20 protein-coding genes and 1 tRNA gene are annotated in these 23,863 nt (G+C 39.6%); 13 read left to right on the forward strand and 8 right to left on the reverse strand.

Annotated features, from left to right (window positions below):
* Positions 1–30: 30 nt before the first annotated feature.
* Both NSMS1_RS06945 and queA read right to left on the reverse strand, forming a co-directional pair.
* Entirely contained in the window at positions 31–1,212 is a 1,182-nt protein-coding gene (locus NSMS1_RS06945; protein ID WP_224092124.1) for a tetratricopeptide repeat protein, read from the reverse strand.
* A gap of 193 nt (positions 1,213–1,405) precedes the next feature.
* Complete coding sequence (queA, locus tag NSMS1_RS06950) at positions 1,406–2,617, reverse strand: tRNA preQ1(34) S-adenosylmethionine ribosyltransferase-isomerase QueA (RefSeq protein ID WP_224092126.1); 1,212 nt, start codon at positions 2,615–2,617, stop codon at positions 1,406–1,408.
* A 222-nt stretch (positions 2,618–2,839) separates the two neighbouring features.
* Here queA and NSMS1_RS06955 point away from each other — a divergent pair, with 222 nt between their 5' ends.
* The gene (locus tag NSMS1_RS06955) at positions 2,840–3,229 is read left to right on the forward strand and encodes a hypothetical protein (RefSeq protein WP_224092128.1); all 390 of its coding nucleotides are present in this window, start codon (positions 2,840–2,842) and stop codon (positions 3,227–3,229) included.
* Between the two features lie 201 nt (positions 3,230–3,430).
* Here NSMS1_RS06955 and NSMS1_RS06960 read toward each other — a convergent pair whose 3' ends face one another.
* Positions 3,431–3,880, reverse strand: a complete 450-nt coding sequence (locus NSMS1_RS06960) for a YraN family protein (protein WP_224092130.1) — start codon at positions 3,878–3,880, stop codon at positions 3,431–3,433.
* Between the two features lie 647 nt (positions 3,881–4,527).
* Between NSMS1_RS06960 and NSMS1_RS06965 the strand changes: the two genes are divergently transcribed.
* The 7 genes from NSMS1_RS06965 to NSMS1_RS06995 all read left to right on the forward strand — a co-directional run bounded on the left by NSMS1_RS06965 (position 4,528) and on the right by NSMS1_RS06995 (position 11,887).
* On the forward strand, positions 4,528–5,799 hold the full coding sequence (locus NSMS1_RS06965; protein ID WP_224092132.1) for a glycosyltransferase family 4 protein: 1,272 nt from the start codon (positions 4,528–4,530) through the stop codon (positions 5,797–5,799).
* 230 nt (positions 5,800–6,029) lie between these two features.
* Positions 6,030–7,532 carry an IS5 family transposase gene (locus tag NSMS1_RS06970; RefSeq protein ID WP_224085439.1) on the forward strand — a complete coding sequence of 501 codons (1,503 nt, stop codon included), beginning with the start codon at positions 6,030–6,032 and terminating at the stop codon, positions 7,530–7,532.
* Between the two features lie 703 nt (positions 7,533–8,235).
* Entirely contained in the window at positions 8,236–8,694 is a 459-nt protein-coding gene (gene rsfS / locus NSMS1_RS06975; RefSeq protein WP_224092134.1) for a ribosome silencing factor, read from the forward strand.
* Entirely contained in the window at positions 8,691–9,191 is a 501-nt protein-coding gene (locus NSMS1_RS06980; RefSeq protein WP_224092135.1) for a CGLD27 family protein, read from the forward strand. Before rsfS ends, NSMS1_RS06980 begins: the two co-directional genes overlap by 4 nt.
* A 90-nt stretch (positions 9,192–9,281) precedes the next feature.
* Positions 9,282–10,235: an asparaginase gene (locus NSMS1_RS06985; RefSeq protein ID WP_224092137.1), complete on the forward strand. Its 954-nt coding sequence runs from the start codon at positions 9,282–9,284 to the stop codon at positions 10,233–10,235.
* 47 nt (positions 10,236–10,282) lie between these two features.
* A tRNA-Met gene (locus NSMS1_RS06990) sits at positions 10,283–10,359 on the forward strand.
* A gap of 100 nt (positions 10,360–10,459) precedes the next feature.
* Positions 10,460–11,887 carry a DUF697 domain-containing protein gene (locus NSMS1_RS06995; RefSeq protein WP_224092140.1) on the forward strand — a complete coding sequence of 476 codons (1,428 nt, stop codon included), beginning with the start codon at positions 10,460–10,462 and terminating at the stop codon, positions 11,885–11,887.
* Positions 11,888–12,091: 204 nt separating this feature from the next.
* On the opposite strand, the gene NSMS1_RS07000 is transcribed toward NSMS1_RS06995, so the two are convergent.
* Positions 12,092–12,550 carry a retroviral-like aspartic protease family protein gene (locus NSMS1_RS07000; RefSeq protein ID WP_224092141.1) on the reverse strand — a complete coding sequence of 153 codons (459 nt, stop codon included), beginning with the start codon at positions 12,548–12,550 and terminating at the stop codon, positions 12,092–12,094.
* Between the two features lie 79 nt (positions 12,551–12,629).
* Here NSMS1_RS07000 and NSMS1_RS07005 point away from each other — a divergent pair, with 79 nt between their 5' ends.
* From NSMS1_RS07005 to NSMS1_RS07025, 5 genes are all read left to right on the forward strand, one after another.
* Entirely contained in the window at positions 12,630–13,793 is a 1,164-nt protein-coding gene (locus tag NSMS1_RS07005; protein WP_224092142.1) for a DNA cytosine methyltransferase, read from the forward strand.
* Between the two features lie 158 nt (positions 13,794–13,951).
* Positions 13,952–14,632, forward strand: coding sequence for a deoxyribose-phosphate aldolase (gene deoC, locus NSMS1_RS07010; protein WP_224092143.1), 681 nt, complete (start codon positions 13,952–13,954; stop codon positions 14,630–14,632).
* A gap of 166 nt (positions 14,633–14,798) precedes the next feature.
* A complete protein-coding gene (gene recO / locus NSMS1_RS07015; RefSeq protein WP_224092144.1) occupies positions 14,799–15,704 on the forward strand; it encodes a DNA repair protein RecO in 906 nt (301 codons plus the stop codon).
* On the forward strand, positions 15,688–17,316 hold the full coding sequence (locus tag NSMS1_RS07020) for an MFS transporter (protein WP_411908669.1): 1,629 nt from the start codon (positions 15,688–15,690) through the stop codon (positions 17,314–17,316). Before recO ends, NSMS1_RS07020 begins: the two co-directional genes overlap by 17 nt.
* 302 nt (positions 17,317–17,618) lie before the next feature.
* Positions 17,619–18,767 carry a glycosyltransferase family 4 protein gene (locus NSMS1_RS07025; protein ID WP_224092145.1) on the forward strand — a complete coding sequence of 383 codons (1,149 nt, stop codon included), beginning with the start codon at positions 17,619–17,621 and terminating at the stop codon, positions 18,765–18,767.
* A 122-nt stretch (positions 18,768–18,889) separates the two neighbouring features.
* On the opposite strand, the gene NSMS1_RS07030 is transcribed toward NSMS1_RS07025, so the two are convergent.
* From NSMS1_RS07030 to gpmI, 4 genes are all read right to left on the reverse strand, one after another.
* Positions 18,890–20,668: a DUF262 domain-containing protein gene (locus tag NSMS1_RS07030; protein WP_224092146.1), complete on the reverse strand. Its 1,779-nt coding sequence runs from the start codon at positions 20,666–20,668 to the stop codon at positions 18,890–18,892.
* 147 nt (positions 20,669–20,815) lie between these two features.
* Positions 20,816–21,571 (reverse strand): peptidase, encoded by a 756-nt coding sequence (locus NSMS1_RS07035; RefSeq protein ID WP_224092147.1) that lies wholly within the window; start codon positions 21,569–21,571, stop codon positions 20,816–20,818.
* A 26-nt stretch (positions 21,572–21,597) separates the two neighbouring features.
* Positions 21,598–21,831, reverse strand: a complete 234-nt coding sequence (gene secG / locus NSMS1_RS07040; RefSeq protein ID WP_224092148.1) for a preprotein translocase subunit SecG — start codon at positions 21,829–21,831, stop codon at positions 21,598–21,600.
* A 242-nt stretch (positions 21,832–22,073) separates the two neighbouring features.
* Positions 22,074–23,675, reverse strand: coding sequence for a 2,3-bisphosphoglycerate-independent phosphoglycerate mutase (gene gpmI / locus NSMS1_RS07045; protein ID WP_224092150.1), 1,602 nt, complete (start codon positions 23,673–23,675; stop codon positions 22,074–22,076).
* Positions 23,676–23,863 lie beyond the last annotated feature (188 nt).

Below are 23,863 nucleotides of genomic sequence, written 5' to 3' on the forward strand. Positions count from 1 at the left end.
CGTCCCACAAAAAATATTTTCAATGACGAATTACGAATTGGGTTTACTATCAAGTTTATCCGGTGATGGGCTAGGAAATATTGATTGAGGTTGCGGTTGTTGATTTGAGACAGGTACTTCACCAAAATTAGCTGGTTGTTCTCTTGGCGCTGCTAATTGAGTTAGTTGTTCTATAAGGCTGTTTGTATTAGCCGTGGGTTTCTGTGCAGATGCTTGTCTTTGTTGCAGTTCTTGTTCTGCGATTTTCTGCCCTACTTGCTGCATTAACTGCTCACTTTTCGCCATTTGTTCTGTGTTACCTTGCTGACGATATTCTTCTTGAGCGCGTTTAAAGGCATTACTAGCTTTTTTCAAGTCGCCTTGATTATATAAAGTTACCCCCAAATTATAATAAGCTAAGGCATTTCTGGGGTCTTGGCGAACAGCTTGGGTATAAACTGCGATCGCTTCATCAGGTTTACCCTGCATAGCTATGAGGCTACCTAAATTATTGTAGGCTGCGGCATTTTTGGAGTCTAACTTCAAAACTTCTCTATAAGCCGCGATCGCCTCATCCATTTTACCCGCCTGTTGCAATGCGATCGCTAAATTATGATAAGCCTCAGTTTTAGTTGGATCTAGTTTAATGGCATCTTGATAAGTGGCGATCGCTTCCCCTAATAATCCCTTTTCATACAAGACCAAACCCAAATTATAGTACCCATTTACCCTTGTAGGTTCTATCACCACAGCTTGGCGATAAGCTCTAATTGCACCGTCTTTTTCGCCTCTTTGTTGCAATGCTAACCCCAAATTGTAATAAGTTTCGCCGAAGTTGGGGTTAAGTCTAATTGCTTCTTGATATTCCTGCACCGCCACATCTAAACGGTTTTGCATCAGGTATATATTTCCGAGATAATGCCTAGCCATTGCTATGTTAGGTTCTCGCTGCAACGCTTGGCGAAAAGCACTTTCTGCACCTTGCCAGTCAGTGCGGTTATAGCGGGTGACACCTTGTTGATAAAGACTAGCTGTTTCCAAATCTTGAGAAATAGGAACTTGTGCCAGCAACTTGCTTCCTGGTAAATTCACAATTGTCGGTGTAGCCAACACCAAAAAAGCCGATGCAGCACAGAGAAAACCCAAATGCGGCTTTTGCAAATCACAAGTGTAGTGGCTGGTGATTGACGACAAACCGCAAAACCACTGCTTAAGTTGATATTTTCTATACATAGTGGAATCTCTGTACTTATTGTTAAGATCCTTATAAGTCAGAGTACCCACTACAATATGAAAAGTTAAAAATTCAATATGAAGTTTTAGGAGAGTGGGGAGTGGGGAGTGGGGGGAGATAGGAGAGATAGGGGAGATGAGGGAGATGAGGGAGATGAGGAAGATGAGGGAGGTGAGGGAGAAAGAATAACTGTCAACTGTCAACTGTCAACTGACTAACTCCTTCCGGTAAAATCAACATCGCATCACCAAAAGAATAGAAACGATAACCAGAAGCGATCGCTTCTTGGTATATATTTAACAAACGTTCTCTACCAATCAGCGCACTCACTAGCATTAATAAGCTAGAGCGTGGTAGGTGAAAATTAGTAATCAAACCCTCTACAACTTGCCATTTGTAGCCAGGGTATATAAATAAATCAGTCTTACCGCAAAACGCCTGCAATTCACCAGAAACGGCTGCACCCTCTAAAGCACGGACTACTGTTGTACCGACAGCGATAATTCTTCCGCCAGCAGCTTTAGTTGCTTTGATTTGTTCAACCGTGGCTGCGGGTACTTCTATCCATTCTTCGTGCATTTGATGAGTCGCTACATCTTCCACTTCCACAGGGCGAAAGGTTCCCACACCCACATGGAGAGTAATAAAAGCTTGATTAATATTGCGATCGCGTAAATTTTCGAGTAACTCTGGAGTAAAGTGTAACCCAGCCGTAGGCGCAGCGATCGCTCCTGGTTGTTCAGCGTACACAGTTTGATACTGTTCATCCGCAGCTTGAGATGCAGTAATGTAAGGCGGTAGGGGTATTTCGCCAAATTGATCCAAAACTTGCACCAAAGATTGTCCCTCTGGTAAATCAAACTGTAATAAACGTCCTCCTGTAGCTTCGTCTGTTTCTAAGACAGTAGCAGTTAAAGACAAAGATAAAAGGGATGAAGAAGATTTTTCTATGTCATCTCCCCCCACTCTCCTATCCCCAGTCTCCAACCTTTCAAAATTAATCTGCGTACCTTTCTTAAAACGTTTTCCAGGCTTAACTAAAGCTAACCAACAGTTAAACTTACGCTCCTCCAGTAATAAAATCTCCACTTCTGCACCAGAGGTTTTGCGCCCAAATAATCTTGCAGGGATGACTTTTGTATTATTCATAATTAATAAATCACCAGGACGCAGAATATCTGGTAACTCACGAAAAATGTGATGTAGAGGTAGGGTTTCTTTACCTGTAGTTTGAGAGTTGACGACTAATAGCCGAGAACTATCTCTAGGAACTGCGGGATTTTGTGCAATTCTATCTGGGGGTAACTCATAGTCATACCCAGCGAGTGAGAAATCTAAATTTGTATCTTCGACTGCTGTCTTAGAGGTTTTTTCAAGGTTTAATTGTTCTAGCTCTTTTTTCATTGAAACTTCCAATGCTTAGAATAAGTTTGTTTGCGTTTTTTTGACAAAAGTAGTCAATTTTAGACTTAAATTATAAGATTGACATTAATAGGTAATACTTAAACAAATTGATCAAAGATGGGTAAAGTTCCCCATGCAAAGACGGGGGCATTTACCCTACCGGGATACGAATCAATTTAGGAAGATAGAAGTGTAAGATTGGTTTTGATCCCAAGCACCATCATGGAATATCTCTATTATCTGGCAAATGCCAGTCTAACTCTGAGGGTCGTTCAATACCTACACGCTAGGCCCCAGTTACCTGTTTCGTTCGTTACCGTGATTCATCAAATAGATGGTTGGGTCGTTAGGATCAAACTTAAAACACCTATCTCTGCCCAAGAAGATGGTGATTTTCGCGCTTTCCTCTACGAACTAGGCATCACTTATGAGCCACCTATGCGCGTGCAAATGGCACTGTGGAGTTTAGAATCTGGGCAGTGTCCTGTAGACGTTATGCGCCGCTATCAAGTAGCGATCGTTTCACATGGTAGCCCAGAAAGAGAAGAGATAGAAGCTTTCCGTCAACAGTTTGTTAGAGGGCTGGGCTACTGTCCAGAAACATTGGCGTAAAATCGATGAGATTGAATTGTGAATTGGTAATTGGTGATAAAAATATTTCCTTCACAACCAATTACCAATATTCTCAAAAATTATGATTTTGTATTATTATTGCGATCGCTATATATTCACTGCCATTTGATGAATATGAGCTAAATACCAATATGCAGTTCATATAATTAAGAAATACTAAATAAATTAGCCTGTCTGCTTCTATAGAGAGTCAAATGCTGCGATGATATATTCTTGTAATTGAAATCTATATTCTCCAATTAAAGAGGTAGCTACAGCTTCCTGAGTAACGGATAAATCACGGTGATTTTGAGAACTTATCTGACAAGAAACAATAGCCACATCAAAGCGACAAGCATAATCTGATTTTTCTGGGTGTTTAGCTAAAAACATCCTTGCTGTTTGCTCGATTTTTGCTTGCTTTTTGAATGTAATTGCGCCTCTTCCCCCATTATCCCAGCTTCCCGGACTGCGCGTTTTAACTTCGACAAATGCGAGTATGGGTTCTAAAATATTTTCAGAATGTTGAGCGATGATATCAATTTCACCCCAACGACAACTAAATCGACGCTGTAAGATTATCCAACCTGTAGATTGTAACCATTGAGATACAAAGTCTTCGCCTAAATTAGCAATATCTGGATGTGACATAAGTAAGTCGATGCAAGCAGTGATAACTCCTATCGATAGCTAGTTTTTAGACAATTTTAAAAAAACTTCACTTCATTTACAAAAAATAAATCTACCAATGGGTAGATGTCGTATTATAATAAATATACATCTGGTATAAACCACAATATATAAATAATTCTGAATTTACTCAATCTTTAAACTTAATTACGTAATCTCCAGAATATACAACAGTTTCAAATAAACAAGAAATCTTGCATCTTGGGTGAGATACAGATTTCGCTACATCCTAAATCTGTTTTTCTTACGGCATAACTCTTGTTTAATCAGATATAAAAATAGAATTATACTGACCACCTACTCTAATTTTACGTAATATTTGCAGATATAGGGCTTTTGCTATATCGAAACTTAATTAATGGCAATAGGGTTTATGTCTATACTTAATATTTAAAAGATACATAATATTGACTAAACCAAAAGCAGAGCAATTATTACATATTACTGATTAAAGCAGGGACAACGTTTACTTAATCTTTAAAGGAAAGCCAGTGACATAAAAAAAATATAAAGAGAAAATTAACGAATTGGATACTTTAAACCTGTAAGTAATCTAGATACTTGCCCTTGTTACCCATATCAGCCAGGGAACTTCTGACTAATTTGTTATGCGGATTTTAATTTACTCTTATAACTACTACCCAGAACCAATTGGTATAGCCCCGTTAATGACCGAATTAGCAGAGGGACTGGCCAAGCGAGGACACCAAGTGCGCGTTGTTACAGCTATGCCTAACTACCCTGAGAGGCAAATTTATGAAGCTTACCGTGGTAAATGGTATACTACAGAACACAAAAATGGTGTGACAATTCAACGTAGTTATGTATGGATTCGTCCACAACCGAAACTACTAGATAGAGTTTTACTGGATGCTAGTTTTGTCGTCACCAGCTTCTTCCCCGCTCTCTTTGGGTGGCGGCCTGACGTAATTTTATCGACTTCGCCATCACTTCCTGTATGCGTACCTGCATCTTTACTAGGGTGGTTACGTGATTGTCCTGTAGTTTTAAACCTCCAAGATATACTACCAGAAGCCGCTATTCATGTTGGTTTGCTGAAAAATAAATGGTTAATTAGAGTATTTTCGTTATTAGAGAAGTTTGCTTATCGTAGTGCTACCAAAATTAGCGTTATCGCCGATGGGTTTGTAGAAAATTTGCTTTCCAAAGGTGTATCATCGGAAAAAATAGAGCAGATACCCAATTGGGTTGATGTTAATTTTATTCGTCCATTGCCAAAAGAAGATAATAAATTTCGTGCAGTACATAATCTAAATGGGAAATTTGTAGTTCTCTATTCTGGGAATATTGCTCTTACCCAAGGATTAGAAACAGTTATTCAAGCGGCGGCAAAGTTACGTGATATGTCCGAGATTGCCTTTGTGATTGCTGGTGAAGCTAAAGGCTTAGAGAGACTGCAAAAATATTGTACAGACTGCGGTGCAGATAACGTTTTGTTACTACCTTTCCAACCTAGAGAACGTTTGCCAGAAATGTTAGCTGCTGCTGATGTTGGCTTGGTAGTACAGAAGAAAAATGTCATTTCTTTCAATATGCCATCAAAGATTCAAGTCTTATTGGCTAGTGGTAGAGCATTAATAGCATCTGTACCTGATAATGGTACAGCCGCCAAGGCAATTAAACAGAGTGGTGGTGGTGTTGTTGTTCCTCCAGAAGATCCTCAAGCTTTAGCAACAGCAATTTTGGATTTGTATAAACACCCTGAAAAAGCCAAAACTTTGGGTTATAACAGCCGGAAATATGCTATGGAACAATATGCTTTTGAACAAGCTTTAAATCAATATGAGAATTTATTTTATGCAGTCACAACAGAAAGTCAAACAATTGAATCTAAAGTAGTTTCTAAACAGGAAGTTTGATTTAGCAAAGTAAAAGTGAAAAATTAAAAGCGCAAAGTGTACCTGGAATTTTTTCCTCTAGGTACGCTTTGTTATAAGTTCAACAAATTATCTAAAACAAAACTTAAGTAGGGCTGGCTGAATAAGGGCGAAAGATAGCAGAATGAAGAGTTTCAGGGTCAGGAAAGAAAAATAAGGTGAAAAGAAAAAGGGTAAGATAAGTAAAAATCCTTGTAGCAAGTTGCGTTAAAATGTATCGAAGAGCGCAAAAGCAAGAAAAAGCAGCAGAAAACTTTGAACTACCCTTTGGGGGAAAACTAGCGTCAGATAACCGATGGGTAATCATGGCGAACATGATACCTTGGTCAAAATTTGAAGCAGAGTACGCAGAAATATTTTCAGCAAGAATGGGAGCGCCAGCCAAAACATTTAGAATGGCGTTGGGAGCATTAATAATTAAAGAAAAATTAGGAATAAGTGACAGAGAGACAGTAGAACAAATTCGGGAGAACCCGTATCTGCAATACTTTATAGGAATGTCAGCATATAGTAATGAATCTGCATTTGACCCGTCAATGCTAGTTCATTTTAGAGAAAGGATAGATATAGAATTAGTCAATAAAATCAATCAAGAAATAGTCAGGAAGATGTTAGAAAATAAACAGGAGGTAGAAGTAAGAGCAAAAAAGCCAGAGGTCGAGGATTCAAAAAGTAAGCCAGCCAATAGAGGAAAATTAATATTAGATGCTAGTTGTGCGCCAGCAGACATAAGTTATCCGACAGATTTAGGATTATTAAATCAAGCCAGAAAGCAAACAGAAACAATCATAGATACATTATATAAGTCCTTATTAGTAAGAAATATCAACAAACCAAGAACCTACAGAAACAAAGCAAGAAAGGATTATTTAGCAGTAGCCAAGAAAAGAAAACCAACAGTTAAAGAAAGAAGGAAAGCTATCAGAAAGCAACTGCAATATATCAACAGAAATTTAACTCATATTCAGCAGCTAATAAATTTAGGTGCGTCACTATTAAAACTGAGCAACAGTCAATATAAGATGTTGCTAGTAGTAGCAGAAGTTTATCGTCAACAGTTATGGTTATATGAAAATCAAAAAATTAGTATACAAGACCGCATTGTCAGTTTAAACCAACCACACATTCGTCCGATTATCCGAGGTAAAGCCGGGAGAACAGTAGAGTTTGGGGCTAAGTTTTCAGCTAGTTACTATGATGGCTATGTATTTTTAGACCATATTAGTTGGGACAACTTTAACGAATCAGGAGACTTAAAATCACAAGTAGAAGCATACAAAAACTACACCGGATATTATCCTGAATCAGTTCATGTTGATAAGATTTATCGGACGAGGGAGAATCGAGCTTGGTGTCAAGAAAGGGGAATTAGAATTAGTGGCCCACCACTAGGTAGACCCCCCCAAAATGTCAGCCCTGAAAAGAAGAAACAAGCCGCTTATGACGAAAGGATTCGTAATTGTATTGAGGGCAAGTTTGGACAAGGTAAACGAAGATTTAGCCTTGGTAGAGTTATGGCTAAACTTCCTCATACTTCTTTCACCGCTATTGCCATAACTTTTTTAGTTATGAATCTTTCTACTCTGCTATTACGGCTTTTTTGTGTATTTTTTTGCCTATTTTTCAAAACTGAGTCTTTTTTTACTTCTTCTATTATCGAAACTGATATTTCATTAAACCTTAAACAACAAAAACTTATCTTTTTTCTGGACTGACTACTTAATCAATTTTTCTCTTCCTTTGAAATGACTTTTTCAGCAAGCCCTAAGTATAGGTGTGTATACTAATTTACAGTTGGCAGGGGCATACATTTGTAGCTTCTACGTCAAGGAATGTGTTGCAAAGATTTTTTGAATCGGTATAACCCCAGTTTCCTACACCTTATTTGTATTAAGCTGAAAGTGAAACGGTATAAGGGTTTTGCAAGCCTACAATTTTGCTAAAACCCTTGAGTTTTCTTTCCCATGCGTTAGTCCTACAGAGTCACCATTATGGCAAATTACATAAAACCGTGACTTAAGAAGGTGCTTTTTGCTTGATTTATTGAGAAAAATAATCAAAAAAAATCTTGTCTATCCCACCTGAGACAGACGAACTAACCCTATCATGTTATATAATCATGAATAAGAAGAACTTATAAAATCAAAAAAAGATGACATTTATAACTTATTTGATTAATAAGGATAAAAAAAGAAATTAATGTATAAAATGCTGCCATTAAGGGAGCGATCGCTACAAAATTAACTTGAATCACTCCAAATAATATTGCGATACATAAGTCAATTTACCGAAGATTCTCATATATACCTGTTTTTTTGTTAGTATTCAAAAAAACCATTAGATAGATTTACTGTTCTATTGTCGTTTGTAAGTAATTCTCAAAAACCGTAACAAAAGGGATAAAGCACCTGAGGTTTAATGTCTGATTATTTCCAAGGAAATTTACCATTACAATCCGTCTCGGTAGCGAAGAGTGCTACCAGAAGTACAGAGGCTGCAACTGAGTCAAGCGGAAAACTAGCTCTAACTATTGCCGAAGCTGCATCAGATCGGAAAGCAGGCGATATTCTGGTGCTGAGGGTAGCAGATGTGTCGTACTTGGCAGATTACTTTGTGATGCTGACTGGCTACTCTAGGGTGCAAGTGAGAGCGATCGCCGATGCAATTGAAGATAAAGTAGAGACTGATTGCAAACGGCGGCCATTGCGGACAGAGGGCAAAGTCGAAGGTAGCTGGGTATTGCAAGACTACGGCGACGTAATTGTGCATATTATGATGCCGAAGGAGCGGGAGTTTTATAATTTAGAAGCGTTCTGGGTTCATGCAGAACGTATTCCCCTACCAAAATCTGATGAGGATGAGGGTAAGCCAACATGATCAAATCGTCGCTCTTCAATTGTCCGGTTCCTGTAGACCAACAACCACTCAATGAGTACGAAGAGTTAAAAACTGCTTGGTTATTTCGTGATTGCGCCTTAAATTGGCGGGAGTACACCACAAAACTAGCCTGGATTTGGGGTTTGTCTTGGCTAATAGCAGGACCAGTAGCAGCAGCCAGCTTTCCCCCAAATAAGCAATTGGTGCATTTCCTGTTGTGTGGTGCAGCCGGGGCAAGTGTCGGAGTAATACTCAGTCTCTTACGGTTATATTTAGGCTGGCTTTATGTACGCGATCGCCTCTACAGTATGACTGTATTCTATGAGGAATCAGGCTGGTACGATGGTCAAACCTGGATCAAACCACCAGAAATCCTCAACCGCGATCGCTTAATTGTCACCTACGAAATTAAACCGATCATCCAACGGTTACAATTTACATTCGTTGGCTTGGCGGGAATCTTCGTTATTGGTACTATAGTTTGGCATTTGTTTTAATACAGTCAACGGTCAATAGTCAACAGTCAATAAACTATGGACTATAGACTGTTGACTATTGACTAATAAAAAAAAGAGATAATTTAACCCATGACAATGGGAAAGCGAACTCAAGCCGCAGCACTGGAAGTCCGGTTGCTGCGTGAAGGTATCATCGAATCGAAGCATATAGTCCAAGCTGTTGTTTGTGACGACAGAGGACGGGTGCTGACTGTGGCCGGAAATGCGGAAACAGCTACATTTGTCCGTTCTGCGCTTAAACCCTTTCAAGCGTTAGCCGTCACTACTACAGGCACACTGGAACGCTATGATTTAAGCGATCGCGACCTAGCAATTATTACCAGTTCCCACAGAGGTACAATCGAACAAGTACGCCAAGCGTTTAACATCCTTTGGCGAGCTGACCTTGACCCTTCTGTACTCCAGTGTCCTATACCTCCAGGCAAACGCAGCCCTCTAGAATATAATTGCTCTGGTAAACACGCGGGGATGTTGGCTATTTGTCAACAACGCCATTGGCCTTTAAATAACTACCTGGAACGTAAGCATCCAGTACAGCAATTGATATTGGGGAAAATTGCCGAATTATTGCGAATGCCAGCTGAAGAATTTATCAGCGCTCATGATGATTGTGGCGTACCCACCTACTTGATGCAACTGGGACAAATAGCTTCTTTATACGCGCTTCTCGCCTCTAGCAATAACCTAGATATGGAACGCATAGTTCGAGCTATGACTCATCACCCGTCAATGGTAGCAGGGGATGGAGAATTTGACACGGAACTGATGCGCTTAACCCCTGGTGAATTGGTCAGCAAAGCTGGTGCAGAGGGTGTACAGTGCATCGGTAGGCTGGGCGAAGGTCTGGGATTAGCTATCAAAGTTATAGATGGGGCAAAACGGGCAAAATATGCCGTGGCGATTCACCTACTCAAACAAATGGGTTGGATTACTCCCAGCGTAGCGGAAAGCTTGTCAGAGAAGTTCATGAACCCAGGAAAATACACACGTTTAGAAGTTGTGGGTGAATTATCGTTTTTATAGTTGCCAAACTCAAAAGGTTGAGCTATACTAGAAAGGTAAAGAAACGACGCGGGATAGAGCAGCCTGGTAGCTCGTCGGGCTCATAACCCGAAGGTCAGTGGTTCAAATCCACTTCCCGCCACCAACTTATAAACAACATGCCCCTGCAATCCTTAAAGGTTGTGGGGTTTTGTTGTATTTTGATCTATTCTTAAGTTGGAATCTTCCAAAAAGCGCGGAGAATCATGGTTGTGAAGTTGCAGCGCCCCATATTAGTAGGAGGATTAGGTTTATCCTTTTCCTTGTGGATAGTACAAAGTTGGCATCATTCGCTAGTCCAGTTCGGTGAGTTGAGTTTATTAAGTGTTTTAGCGGTTGGTGGTGGGTTGTGGTTGTTAAAACGCAAGCTGCCAAAAGATAGTTCAGAGCAACCGGATGGTATTTTGGTTGATAGAGCTACAGCAGAAAGTGCGATCGCTAAAACTGAAGTTGTCATCAATCAACTAGCTCAAGAATCGCAAAATCACCAAGCTTTAGCTACATTACGAAATCAGCTTGAGCAATTATCGGTAGAGTTAGACAGACAAGAAATTAGAGTGGCTGTAACTGGTGGACAGTCAGTTGGTAAAAGCACTTTAATTGAGATACTGAAGTCGGAAAAACAGCAAGTAACATTCCAAGAAACAGCACCTCTGTTTAAAGAAGTGGGTAATCAGTCAGATATCGGTATCCTCACAGAAGCAGCGAAATCTGATGCTGCGCTGTTCTTAACTAACGGTGATTTAACTGATTCACAATTTCAAGCCTTACAGCAGCTAAAGAGATTAAATCTGCCAAAAGTCCTGATTTTCAACAAGCAAGACCAGTATTTACCAGATGAACGTGCTAGTATTTTGCAGTCTTTGAAACAGCGAGTTCCAGATCATGTAGTAGCTGTTGCGGCTGCGCCTGTCGCTATCAAAGTGCGGAAACACGAAGCTGATGGTACTGTACAAGAGTGGATGGAACAACCAGCACCAGACATTCAACAGTTGTCCCAGGAATTAAGTGAACTTTTGTTACAGGAGCAGCAATTGGTGTGGACAACCACTGCAAGACAGGCGGTTTTGCTGAAATGTGAAGCGAAAAATTACTTGAATGGTGTGAGACGCGATCGCGCTACCCCAATTATTGAACAATATCAATGGATAGCTGCGGCTGCTGCTTTTGCTAACCCAGTACCCGCATTAGATATTTTAGCTACTGCGGCTATTAATGCCCAAATGGTGATGGATTTGGGTAATATCTATCAACAGAAATTCTCCTGGGAACAAGCGCAAACTGTAGCCGCAACAATGGGAAGTTTGATGTTGAAATTGGGTTTAGTAGAACTTTCTACTCAAGCTATTGGTTCTGTTCTCAAAAGTAACGCTGTTACCTTTGTCGCTGGTGGTTTAGTACAGGGTGTAAGTGCGGCTTATCTGACTAGGGTAGCTGGGTTATGTCTAGTAGAGTATTTTGAGCAACAAGAAATCGCTTTAGATTCTGGTAATAATTTGAACTTGGACAAATTACGCCAAACCTTACAAAGAGTGTTCCAACAAAATCAACAAGTAGCATTGCTGCAAGGTTTTGTTAAGCAAGGTGTGAAGCGTTTGTTACCAGAAGCACAGCCGATGGAAGTTGTGGGATAATCTCACGCAAAGGCGCAAAGACGCTAAGAGAAAATCTGCGTTTTTGCGCTTTATAAATAAAATCAATTGCTTATGATTGTTTATAGTTTTATTTTTGTTTTAGTAATAAGATTTGCAGCAAAATTTATTAGATGGTCTAATTGATACACTTAAAATTTTATGTAAACGTAAATTAATTTTGTTTATAAATATTTAGCAAAACAACTATAAAATACTCAAGTAAGTTTGCTCAGAGTTCATTGGTAGTACTCGTAGCTTACGATTTTTGAGGTTTGGTTCTAAGCCTAGAATTTCCATTGGTGTAACACCCAAAAGCGCATAAGGTACTTCCGTAAGTTCCAAACAATCAAAAGTTCCTCGGCGTTCTTCAATACTTAATTCAACATCTCGGAAAATTCTCCCTTGTTGAACTCCAGCCGCAGTCTCTACTTTTGCCTCTCCACCTGGAGTTAAACCAAGTTGATTAATAATACTACTGGGTAAGCATAACAAGGTCGCACCCGTATCTACTAAGACATCATTTAGGATACAAGAACGAACTTCTTCAACAGGAATAAAGCCTCGCTGGGCTAAAAGTTGATCAATTCGATTCGTCAGGGTGATAGTTACTATAACTTGTCTCATTTGCTTAGTCTGAATATTTGGTATTACCAGCTTACCCATTTCGGCTAACCCTTGATAATCTCTTAATTGATATAGTAACTTAAAATAGTTTAATATTCTTTAATTGTTCATTTTATTAATGGGTGTCAAACCTCAAATTTTTTCATTCTTTGCAGGCGCAGGCTTTCTTGATTTGGGTTTTGAAATTAGCGGTTTTAATATTGTTTATGTGAATGAGATTTCCTCGCCTTTTTTGGCAGCATATCGCTATTCTAGGGAGATGCTGAATTTACCTTTACCAGAGTATGGATATCATCAAGGAGAAGCAGCAGATGTATCTCAGCTTGTGGAAGGTGTTCAGACAAAACGTTTATTAGAGTTGGTACAAGATTGTCGTAAGTCTAATCGTATTGTTGGTTTTATTGGCGGCCCTCCTTGTCCTGATTTTTCTATTGGCGGGAAGAATAGGGGTTATTTGGGTGAAAATGGTAAGCTTTCTTCAGCTTATATCGAATTAATTTGTCAAATCTTGCCTGATTTCTTTTTATTTGAAAATGTTAAGGGTTTGTGGCGGACTAAAAAGCATCGGCAGTTTTTTGAGACAATCAAATTACAGTTACAGCAATCAGGTTATATATTAACGGAAAAACTAATCAATGCTATCGAATATGGTGTACCACAAGATAGAGTGAGAATAATATTACTAGGGTTTAAACATAGCTTCCTTAGTGATATGGGTATTAAATTAAATGATGAATTAAGTTTTCCTTGGGATGAAAAAGTTTTATATCCTCAAGAAAAAGTATTTACTTATCCGTGGAGTCAATCTGAACCATTTAGAGAAAATTCTATACTCCCTTGTCCTGATGGTATTCCTCAAGAGTTAACTGTTGAATACTGGTTTACAAAAAATGATGTCCAAAATCATCTTAATTCTCAGCATTATTTTCAACCAAGAGGTGGTATGACAAAATTTGTCAGTATTGCTGAAGGAGATGATTCTAAAAAATCTTTTAAACGGCTACACAGATGGCGTTATTCTCCTACAGCTTGTTATGGCAATAATGAAGTACATTTGCATCCTTACAAAGCAAGGCGAATTTCTGTAGCGGAAGCACTAGCCATACAATCTTTACCCAAAAATTTTGTCCTGCCAGAGAATATGTTTCTGACGCATATGTTTAAAGCTATAGGTAATGGTGTGCCATATTTGGCATCAAAGGCATTGGCTGAGTCTATTTTGGCTTTTCTTAATACAGATGTAAAAAATACTTCTATTGCTGATGAAATAACCCTTGATTAGCGTTAAATATAATACTTTGCTTACTTGATTGTGCGGCAAAGAAAACCACTAAAAGCTCATCTTTTCCGTTAGGCTGCTGATAAATATGCTTTAATTTATATAAAGGGTATTAATTTTTATAAATAAAAGTTATATATCAATCACAAAGAAAAGGCACGATGGCAGCAGACTATCCAGATATTGATATTGCGCCATTTATCGATCATGCGCTATTAACGCCAACGGCTACTCCAGAGCAGGTTGAGCAATGGTGTGGACAAGCAGACAGATTTAATTTCGCGGCGGTTTGTGTGTATCCTGCTTATGTAAAGCAAGCGGCGGAACTCCTCCACGGCAAAAAAACCAAGGTTTGTACGGTAATAGGCTTCCCTACTGGTGCTACGACTCGGTTAGTCAAGTTGTATGAGGCTCAAGAGGCTGTGGAAAACGGAGCCACGGAGCTTGATGTAGTCATCAATTTAGGCTGGTTGAAGTCTGGTAATACGGAAGCGGTACATGAGGAAATTGCCGAGATTTGTGAGGAGACTGGGCAAACTGTCAAGGTAATTTTGGAAACAAATTTACTAACGGATGCGGAAAAAAGGCTTGCAGCCGAAATAGCTATGGAAGCAGGGGCTTCATTCCTCAAGACAGGTACGGGTTGGAATGGTGGTGTTACTGTGGAAGATGTACGTCTTTTGAAAGAGGTAACACGGGAAAGCGTAGGAATTAAGGCTGCTGGGGGGATTCGGACTCTGAATCAAGCTTTAGACTTAATAGTAGCGGGTGCTACGAGAATAGGCACGTCTCGCGGTATCGATTTGATCCGCCAGCGCGATAACCTAGATAAAGGCGAATAGTCAGTTGACAGTTAACAGTTAACAGTCAACAGTTGTCTTTACCTAATGACCCTCCGGGTATGCCTTCTCTACGAGAGGCTGCGCCAACGGCACGCCAAGGGCGAACGCCAGTCCTGTAGGCGGGTCTCCCGCCTACAGGACTGGACTCACCAATGACTAATGACTAATGAGTAAAACTTATAAGGCGACTGGTATTAATCTTAAAGCCCAAGCTCTGGGGGAATCGGATAGAATAGTGACGATTTTAACACAGGAATTTGGTTTGATTCGAGCGATCGCCCCAGGCTCACGTAAGCATAAATCCAGCCTTGGCGGTAGAAGTGGGATGTTTGTAGTCAACGAACTACTGATTGCTAGAGGGCGATCGCTTGATAAAATTACACAAGCCCAAACGTTAAAAACTTACCCTGGTTTGGCAAAAGATTTGGGTAAATTAGCTGCTAGTCAGTATCTAGCAGAAATAGTTCTGTCTCAAGCTTTGAGTGAACATCCACAACAAGAACTATACGAATTACTCAATGAACACCTGCATCGCTTGGAAGAGTTACCCACAGGTGAATCATCTGGTGTTCTTGCTTACCTAGCTCACGCAGTTTTCCATTTGTTAGCCTTAGATGGACTCGCACCACAAGTCCAAATTTGTTGCTTGACTCAAATTCCTTTAACGCCTGACTTGATAGATCCTAATTGGCGAGTCGGGTTTAGCATCGCGGCTGGCGGAATAGTTTCGCTACAAGCTTGGGAAAATTTACGCAAAGAACTTGTGAAGAAGCCGGAAAAATCGCAGAAGCCAGTTACTCATACTCCTGACTCTACAACCCCTGACTATCAAACAGTTGTGCATCGCCAAGAGTTACCCGCTATTATCGCTCGGTTAACTGCTCAAGAACTTACGATGCTCCAACAGTTGTCACAACCGGAGATAATGCAAATTAGTACCGTCAATAATGCAAACTGGTTATCTGTAGAGCAAGTTTTACGCCAGTATGCTCAGTATCATTTGGGTCGTCCTATCCGCTCTGCTACTTTGATTGATTCTTATTTTGCTGCTAACCATGATGCAACCGTCTGAATTGGATAGAAAAGTTCTGCCCTTATCACCCAACCACGCCAACAAACAGCATAGGGCATCAGACCCCACAGCACATAATCATTTAAGTGCTGTACCCCAGCCTGTACCCAGCCACAAACATAGTCCAGAGTCTTCACCAGACATTTCTACAAACGAGAAAGATTGGATATCGGAAAATCATAAAACTGATATACCACCTGAAAGTGACAAGCACTTACCCGAATTAGCCAAAGTTGAAGTTAATGGGAATGGACGAGTACCAGTAACCCCTACGCCAGAAGCAGTCCCACCAACAGATGACTCTGGTTCTGGTGGGGAAGACTCAGAAACTATGCAGCATCAGGGTTTTTTTGCTATATTCAAAAACCCTAACTTTTTGGCACTTTGGGGCGGTCAAGTGTTTTGCCAACTGGCAGACAAAGTATATTTAGTATTAATGATTGCCCTGATTAATACTCAGTTTCAAGCGAGTGATCAAAGTATTAGCGGTTGGGTATCGGCATTGATGATGTCTTTCACGATACCAGCAGTGTTGTTTGGTTCTTTAGCTGGTGTATTTGTTGATAGATGGTCAAAAAAAGCCGTGTTAGTAGCCACAAACGCTTGGCGCGGGATTTTGGTATTGGGCATACCTTTTCTGTTGTGGTTAACTCATGATTGGCAACCAGTAGGCGTTTTACCAGTAGGTTTTCTGATAATTTTGGCTGTGACTTTTTTAGTATCTACTCTCACTCAATTTTTTGCCCCAGCAGAACAAGCAGCAATTCCTCTGGTGGTGAAAGAACAAGATTTACTTTCGGCTAATTCCCTATACACAACCACGATGATGGCATCGGTGATAGTAGGGTTTGCTGTGGGAGAACCATTACTGGCTCTGGCGGATAATATTTGGGCGCAGTTAGGTGGTAATGATGGGTTTGGGAAGGAACTTTTGGTGGGTGGCAGTTATGCGATCGCTAGTATAATGTTGCTGTTATTAACGACTCACGAAAAAACCCACAGCCCAGAAACAGAATTTCCCCATGTCTTTGAAGATTTACGCGATGGGTTACGCTACCTCAAAGAAAATTACCGGGTTCGCAACGCCTTATTACAACTAACAATATTATTTTCTGTTATCGCCGCCTTAACTGTTCTCGCAGTCCGCATGGCAGAAATTATCCCTAACTTAAAAGCTTCTCAATTCGGTTTTTTACTGGCGGCTGGTGGTGTTGGTATTGCTATCGGCGCGACAATTTTAGGTCAGTTTGGGCAACGTTTTTCTTATACTCAATTAAGCCTTGTTGGTTGTTTGGGTATGACAGCCTCTTTAGTTGGGCTTTCTATCTTCACAACCCAGCTATGGTTAGTCCTGCTATTGGTAACGCTACAAGGTGTTTTTGGCTCCCTCATCGCCATACCCATGCAGACAACTATCCAGACGGAAACCCTGCCAGAAATGCGTGGTAAAGTATTTGGTCTGCAAAATAACGTTATTAATATTGCCTTGTCTCTACCCTTAGCGTTAGCGGGTGTGGCTGAAACCTTTGTGGGTTTAAAAGTGGTCTTTTTGGCATTAGCGGCGATCGTCTTTTCAGGTGGTATATTGACTTGGTATAACTCTCGTGATTAATAATCAAAATTTGAGGTAATTATAAATTTTGCTTTCATGCTAAACTGATTGCAGAAAATTTGATCACAAACTTGCTGGGGATTAGTTTGATATCAACCAAGCAGGGTTTTTTGTTGTAAAAATACTGTACAACTAAAAAACGAAATAAGCCTAAAAGAAATGTGGTTTAGCAAACCCAAAATTTGGCTTCTTACTGGTTGAGCAGAAATATATTCAGAATGTAGATAGCCAGCAAGTAAAGCAAGATAAGTAACCAAAGATTCAAAATAAATAAACCACGCTCTTCTGATAGCCGATAAAGAATGCGTATAGCCTGGATTGGAAAAAAATCACCCTTTTGTGGCAACGTCACTTACAGTAGAGAAGTTACCAACGCCTTATTAGATAGGGGACATCAAGTAAGCTTCCTCCATTTTGCTCAAGAAGAACCTGAACCTGACAATTGGCCGAACTTCCAAGAAGTTTCCTTACCCTTCATTTACAAGTCGCAGGTTTATACAATTCCTACTTTCAAAGCGACTAAGGTTTTAACTGAGTCATTAAGGGAAATCAAACCAGATGTCGTCCATGCTTCGCTAACTTTATCCCCATTAGACTTTTTTCTCCCAGAAATTTGTGACCAGTTAAATCTACCTCTGATTGCTACATTTCACACCCCATTTGCTGGCAAGGGTGCAAAACTAATATCAGGCACACAGCTTTTAGCCTATCAACTATACGCGCCTTTCTTAGATAACTATGATCGCGTGATTGTATTTTCCCAAATTCAGCGCGAACTATTGGCGAGTATGGGTGTACGCGAAAAGAAAATCGCAGTCATTCCTAATGGGGTAGATACCAGCAAATACTCTCCAGGTACTTCCAATGTCAAAGCAGAATTTAAAGCTGAACGCTTGTTTGTCTACCAAGGAAGAATAGCCCCAGAGAAAAATGTAGAATCTCTGTTAAGAGCTTGGAAACAAGCGAATATGGAGGCTGGTAGTAAATTATTAATTGTCGGTGATGGGCCATTGAGAGCCACCCTGGAACCTTTTTATAATTCTGAGTATGGCGTGATCTGGTTGGGATTTTTAGCTAGTGAAGAGCGTCGGATAGAGATTTTACGAGGTGGTGATGTATTTATTTTACCCTCCTTAGTTGAAGGTTTATCCCTATCGTTATTAGAGGCGATGGCTTGTGGAATCGCTTGTCTAGCAACTGATGTAGGCGCAGATGGGGAAGTTTTAGAGAAAGGTGCTGGGGTAGTAATGAATACTAAGACAGTGCGATCGCAGTTACGCACCCTTTTACCACTATTCCAAGACCATCCAGAGTTAACAACAGTGCTAGGGCAGAAAGCCAGAAATCGAGTTTTAGAACGTTATACTTTGAGTAAAAATATTACTCATTTGGAAGAATTGTATCAAGAAGTTCTTGCCCAGCAGCCAGTAAAACTAACTTGGGGAGCTTAGAGGTAAGACATATTAATTTTTAGTTAGTTTCTTGTGAATTTTAATCATTTAAAAAGCAGAGGTTAGCAATTTCTACTTTGCTACATTTCCAAATCATTAAAATAAACACTCTGTCTCATCACTTACACATCCCAAACTTTCTTAGCTAATTGAGCTAACATTTCCTGCCTACGCTCAATTGCTGCTGAGTTCCATTCCTCAAATGTGTTTAAATCTTTTACTGCACGGTCAATAGCTGTGTTTAAGCCAATATTTATTGGTTCTACTATTGACCTAGTAATCAAAAATTTCGATTTTTGATAAGCTTTTTTCTTCACCTCAAATGTTTTATTCTTTACAGAAGTATTGATAGGCTTCTCTATTAAAGTAAGGTTTCCTAAATATTTAACATATTTATCTATTTGGTCTTGTTTATCAAATGATGATTTAACTAACTCATAATTCTGAGGTAATATATGCTCTATTTCAACAGTTTTATTTATATAATTTCTTAAATAGGTGTGAGCTTCTGTTTCTCCATAGGCTAATTCATCAATATATTGCGTAAGTTTAGCTAAAATATACTGCAATACCTTTTTTCGTACAGCATCTTCATCAAGTTTTTTAAAAGCAATTAGAAATTTCTCTGATAGCTTTTGTTTTTCTACTTGAATTTCTTCAGATATAAACTGTTCAAGTGATTCTTGATTAATAATTTGCCTTAGTTTAGATGCCCATTTTACAAATAAAACTTCAAGTTTACTTGACCTAGCTTCTGTAATAATATAGATAAATAAAAAATTTTCAAGATGTTTACAAATTTCCGTAAACATTTCCTTTGAGAAATGTTGAGCAGCTAAAAGTAATACAAAATGCTGGCTAGTAGAAAGATAAGATATATTCAAGAGATAACGATTATTTTTACTAGAAATATCTTTTCCTTCTTTAAAATGTGCTAATGATTTGGCGGATTTTAATAAAGAATCCACAAATTCAAATGGCTTATTTTCATATTTAGATTTATTTTTATCTTCCTTAAACCATTCATAAATTTTATCTTCTCTGATACGCTCATAACCATAGTTAGACATAATAAAATAACGGAGGAACCTTATAGGATTTTCATTCGATTCATATAAAATTTTTAGCATCTCTTTCCATTTATTCTTAAGTTTTTCAAAATCTTTATCTTTAATAATTTTATTTTTAGTAATCTGGAGAAACATAAGGTTTTTAAGAAGATCCATAGAGTCAAGACCAACTCCACGGTTATTAATAGTTTCAAAAACGTTGAGTGCGTGCGACATACTCTTAGTTTCTACACGAACTACTCTTACATTTTTAATAAAACGTGCATAAAACTGTCTAACCTCTTGAATAGTGTTTTCATTTCCACTAAATTTCTCTTTAAGAAAATATAATGCAAATTGATAAGCATTCTTGAGACGTATTACAGAACTATTTTCAGAAACATCTATAAAATTTTGTTGCCTAGCAATTTTTTCTAAAACATTACGGCTTTCTTCATCATATTGAAGTTCTATTCTTTCCTTAAATTTTTCGCTACCATTTTCCTCCACGACATATGAAGTAATAAATCCTTTAAGTTTACCAACAGGTTCATCTGGATTCAGTTCTAGTAAATAATCTCTTACGGCACACAAAATTAAATAAGCAGTCGTCATTCTTTGCTGTCCGTCAATTAGTTCATATAATTCTTGAGATTTGCAAACAATGATACTACCTATAAAACACTCCCAGTCAGAGCCAGATTTATTATCTAAAAATTTTTCATAAACATCCTCAAGAAGTTCTCTAACCTGCTTTTCCTCCCAAACATATTCACGCTGGTATTCTTTAACTACATAGAAGTCTTGAAATAACTCTTCTAATGTATAATCACGGGATTCAATTCCAGCCATTACAACTTACTCTCTTAAATTAAGGCTTATGTTACAATACTCATTATTCCATGTATAAGAGTTACATAACAGATTCTATGTTTTTTTCTATCTTTATTAACGATAGAATTTTTAAATTATAAATTTTGGTTGTTGAAGTTAAAGTAACTACCAACCGAGAGCAGTCGGCTGTTGATAAACTCGCTTCAAAGTATTCACATCTCTGGGAGAAATTGGCGGTGGGTTGCGGACTTGGGAAAAATATAAAGCATCGGTTTGTAGGGAACTATGTCCCCAAATTCCCAAGGCGTGACCGAGTTCGTGGCGGGAAGCTGCAAGTAGATAATCACCAGTTTGGCTAGGACTTAATAAAATAGTGAAGCGGTGTAATAAAACATTATTACTAGTGTATAACTCATAGCGAGTCAGGGCAGAACGCGCACGGGGGATTTTATTTTCGCGGGACAATTCTAGAGGCGGTGTTTTGCGTTCGATGGTAATATCAGCAATTTCTGGCTGTTCTACAACTATTAAAGGTAAATAATTATTCCACTCCTGCACAGTCTTTAAAATACTATTAACCCATGTTTGCGCCTGTTCCTGGTTAATAGTTTGTGGTCGTTTAATATAAACTTTTACAGGAAATTGCGACCACACTAAATAACCTACTTCAGTTGTAGCAATTTGAGAAAAGTAATCACCGCTATTAGTTTCATCTTGCCATTGCGCGAGTGTCGGTGGTAAAGGATGGGGTTTTGGTGCAGGGTTTGCTGTTAAAGCATTACTAAATTGCAGGTTAGTTAAAATAATTAGCAGTCCTGTACCTATAGTTGTACCTATAGTTAAGGTAAGGACTGCTAGTAAACGCTTTGTGATGAAATTTTTTCGGGTATTAGGTTTTGGGTATTGAATTGTATTCCCCATTTACCTATACTCCACTACATACATACTTACTTAGGTAGCCAGCCAGCGCTTAAAACTACTGTTAAACCCAGGAAAATTACTGTTAAAGCCCATGTCACACGGTTTAAGGTGTTTTCGGCACTTTTGGTGCTGCTGAATAGCTGGGCTTGTCCGCCTATTGCCCCAATACCGTCACCTTTAGGGCTATGAAGTAATACTAAAACTATTAAACCAAGGGCGGCAAGCGCCCAAATCGCTTGTACGATATTAGTCACAGTCATGGTAGCAATCTCTTTTATAACAAGTTTGAAAACAGAAGGGTTTGCCAATGAGAAAACAGCTAACAAAAATTAGTGCTGAGTCCTGAGTAGAAGGTGATGAGTGTATCTTTAGTTTATACTGATGTATTTACTAACAACTCATCTCCTTCTGCAAGCACTAAGTTAAACAGGTTTACTGGCTTTGCAAACAGCCTCCGAAACTAGATTTTAACTCAGCACTGAGAACCCAGCACTCATAACTGTTAATTCAGACCTACAGGGATACGACTGAGAGGACGTTGCACATCGTATTCTGCTGGTTGGAGGAGCGATCGCCCAGTCATTTCTGGTGGTTGGGGTAGCTGTAAAATATCGAGAATCGTGGGTGCAATGTCGGCTAGTTTGCCATCGCTACGTAGTTCGACATTAGTACCACGTCCAGGAATTTTCGCGCCTTCACCTTCCACTAAAATTAGGGGAACTGGGTTAGTTGTGTGAGCTGTCCAAGCATTACCTTCTTCATCCATCATAGACTCGGCGTTGCCGTGGTCGGCGGTAATAATTGCTGTACCGCCAACTTTGCTCACCCCTTCTAACAAGCGCCCCAAACAAGTATCTACTGTTTCAATAGCTTGAATTGTCGGTTCTATTTGACCAGTATGCCCTACCATGTCGGGGTTAGCATAATTAATCACCACTAGAGAATATATCCCCTTTTTGAGAGCGGCGATCGCTGTCTCTGTCACAGCTGCTGCTGACATGGCTGGCGCTTTGTCGTAAGTCGCTACCATCGGACTGCTGACAAGTTCCCTGTCTTCCCCTACAAAGGGTTCTTCTAAGCCACCGTTAAAGAAATAGGTGACATGGGCATATTTTTCGGTTTCGGCGGTGCGGAACTGCTTTAAACCGTGATTGGCGATGACTTCACCCAGAATATTGCTCAAGTTCTGCGGCTCAAAGGCTACAGATACGGACAAGTCAGAATCGTACTGTGTAAATGTTACAAAAGACAGGGGCTTAATCTGCTGTCTTTCAAAACCTGTAAATTTGGGACTGACAAAGGCTTGGGTTAACTGTCTAGCACGGTCTGGACGGAAATTAAAGAATATCACCCCATCTCCTGGCTCGACAGTACCAGGAGCAATCCGAACTGGAGCGATAAATTCGTCAGTCACCCCTTCAGAGTAAGATGTTTTACAAACATCTACGGCTTTGCGTCCGTCTCCTGCGCCAGCTTGCGTCATGACATCGTAGGCGCGTTGTACCCGATCCCAACGGCGATCGCGATCCATTGCGTAATAACGACCGCTCACGGTAACAATGCGTCCAACACCCACACGTCCTATGTAGTCCTCTATGGCGCTGATTGCAGCTATACCATCTGTTGGTGCAGTATCACGACCATCAGTAATGGCATGAATACAAACTTCAGAAATTCGCTGATCTTTGGCTAAGTCAATTAGTCCGAATAGATGGGTGATATGCGAGTGTACACCCCCCTCAGAACAAAGCCCTACTAAATGTAGCTTGCCATTCCGATTGCGAACTTCCTGGCAAATTTTGACAAGAGCTGAGTTGCTGAGGATAGAACCATCCTCCACTGCATCGGAGATTCGTACCAATTCCTGTGGTACGACTCGCCCAGCACCAATGTTCAAATGACCAACTTCTGAGTTGCCCATTTGACCTTCTGGCAATCCTACGGCTTTCCCTGATGTGTGGATGAGGGTGTGCGGGTAAGCTGCCCATAAACTCTCCATCACTGGAGTTTTAGAAGCAGCAATAGCATTTCCTCGCGTCTCCTCGCAGTAGCCCCATCCGTCTAAAATGACTAGCACCACAGGAGCAACAGGTGCTTTGGTCATAATAAAATTGCCCTTTACTTTTTGTAATACCCGAATGATACCACTGCTACTAGCCTCTGCAAGTGAATTTCTGCCTATTAACTTCTTTTATGACATAAATCTATTTTTTTTAGATTTTCTTTAATCTTAGTAATTGTTGAAAATATTTTGTGATAAGAGGGGAAAAAGTATATAGAGTAGATTTTTTC

It is taken from the genome of Nostoc sp. MS1 (genome assembly GCF_019976755.1).
GTDB lineage: Bacteria > Cyanobacteriota > Cyanobacteriia > Cyanobacteriales > Nostocaceae > Trichormus.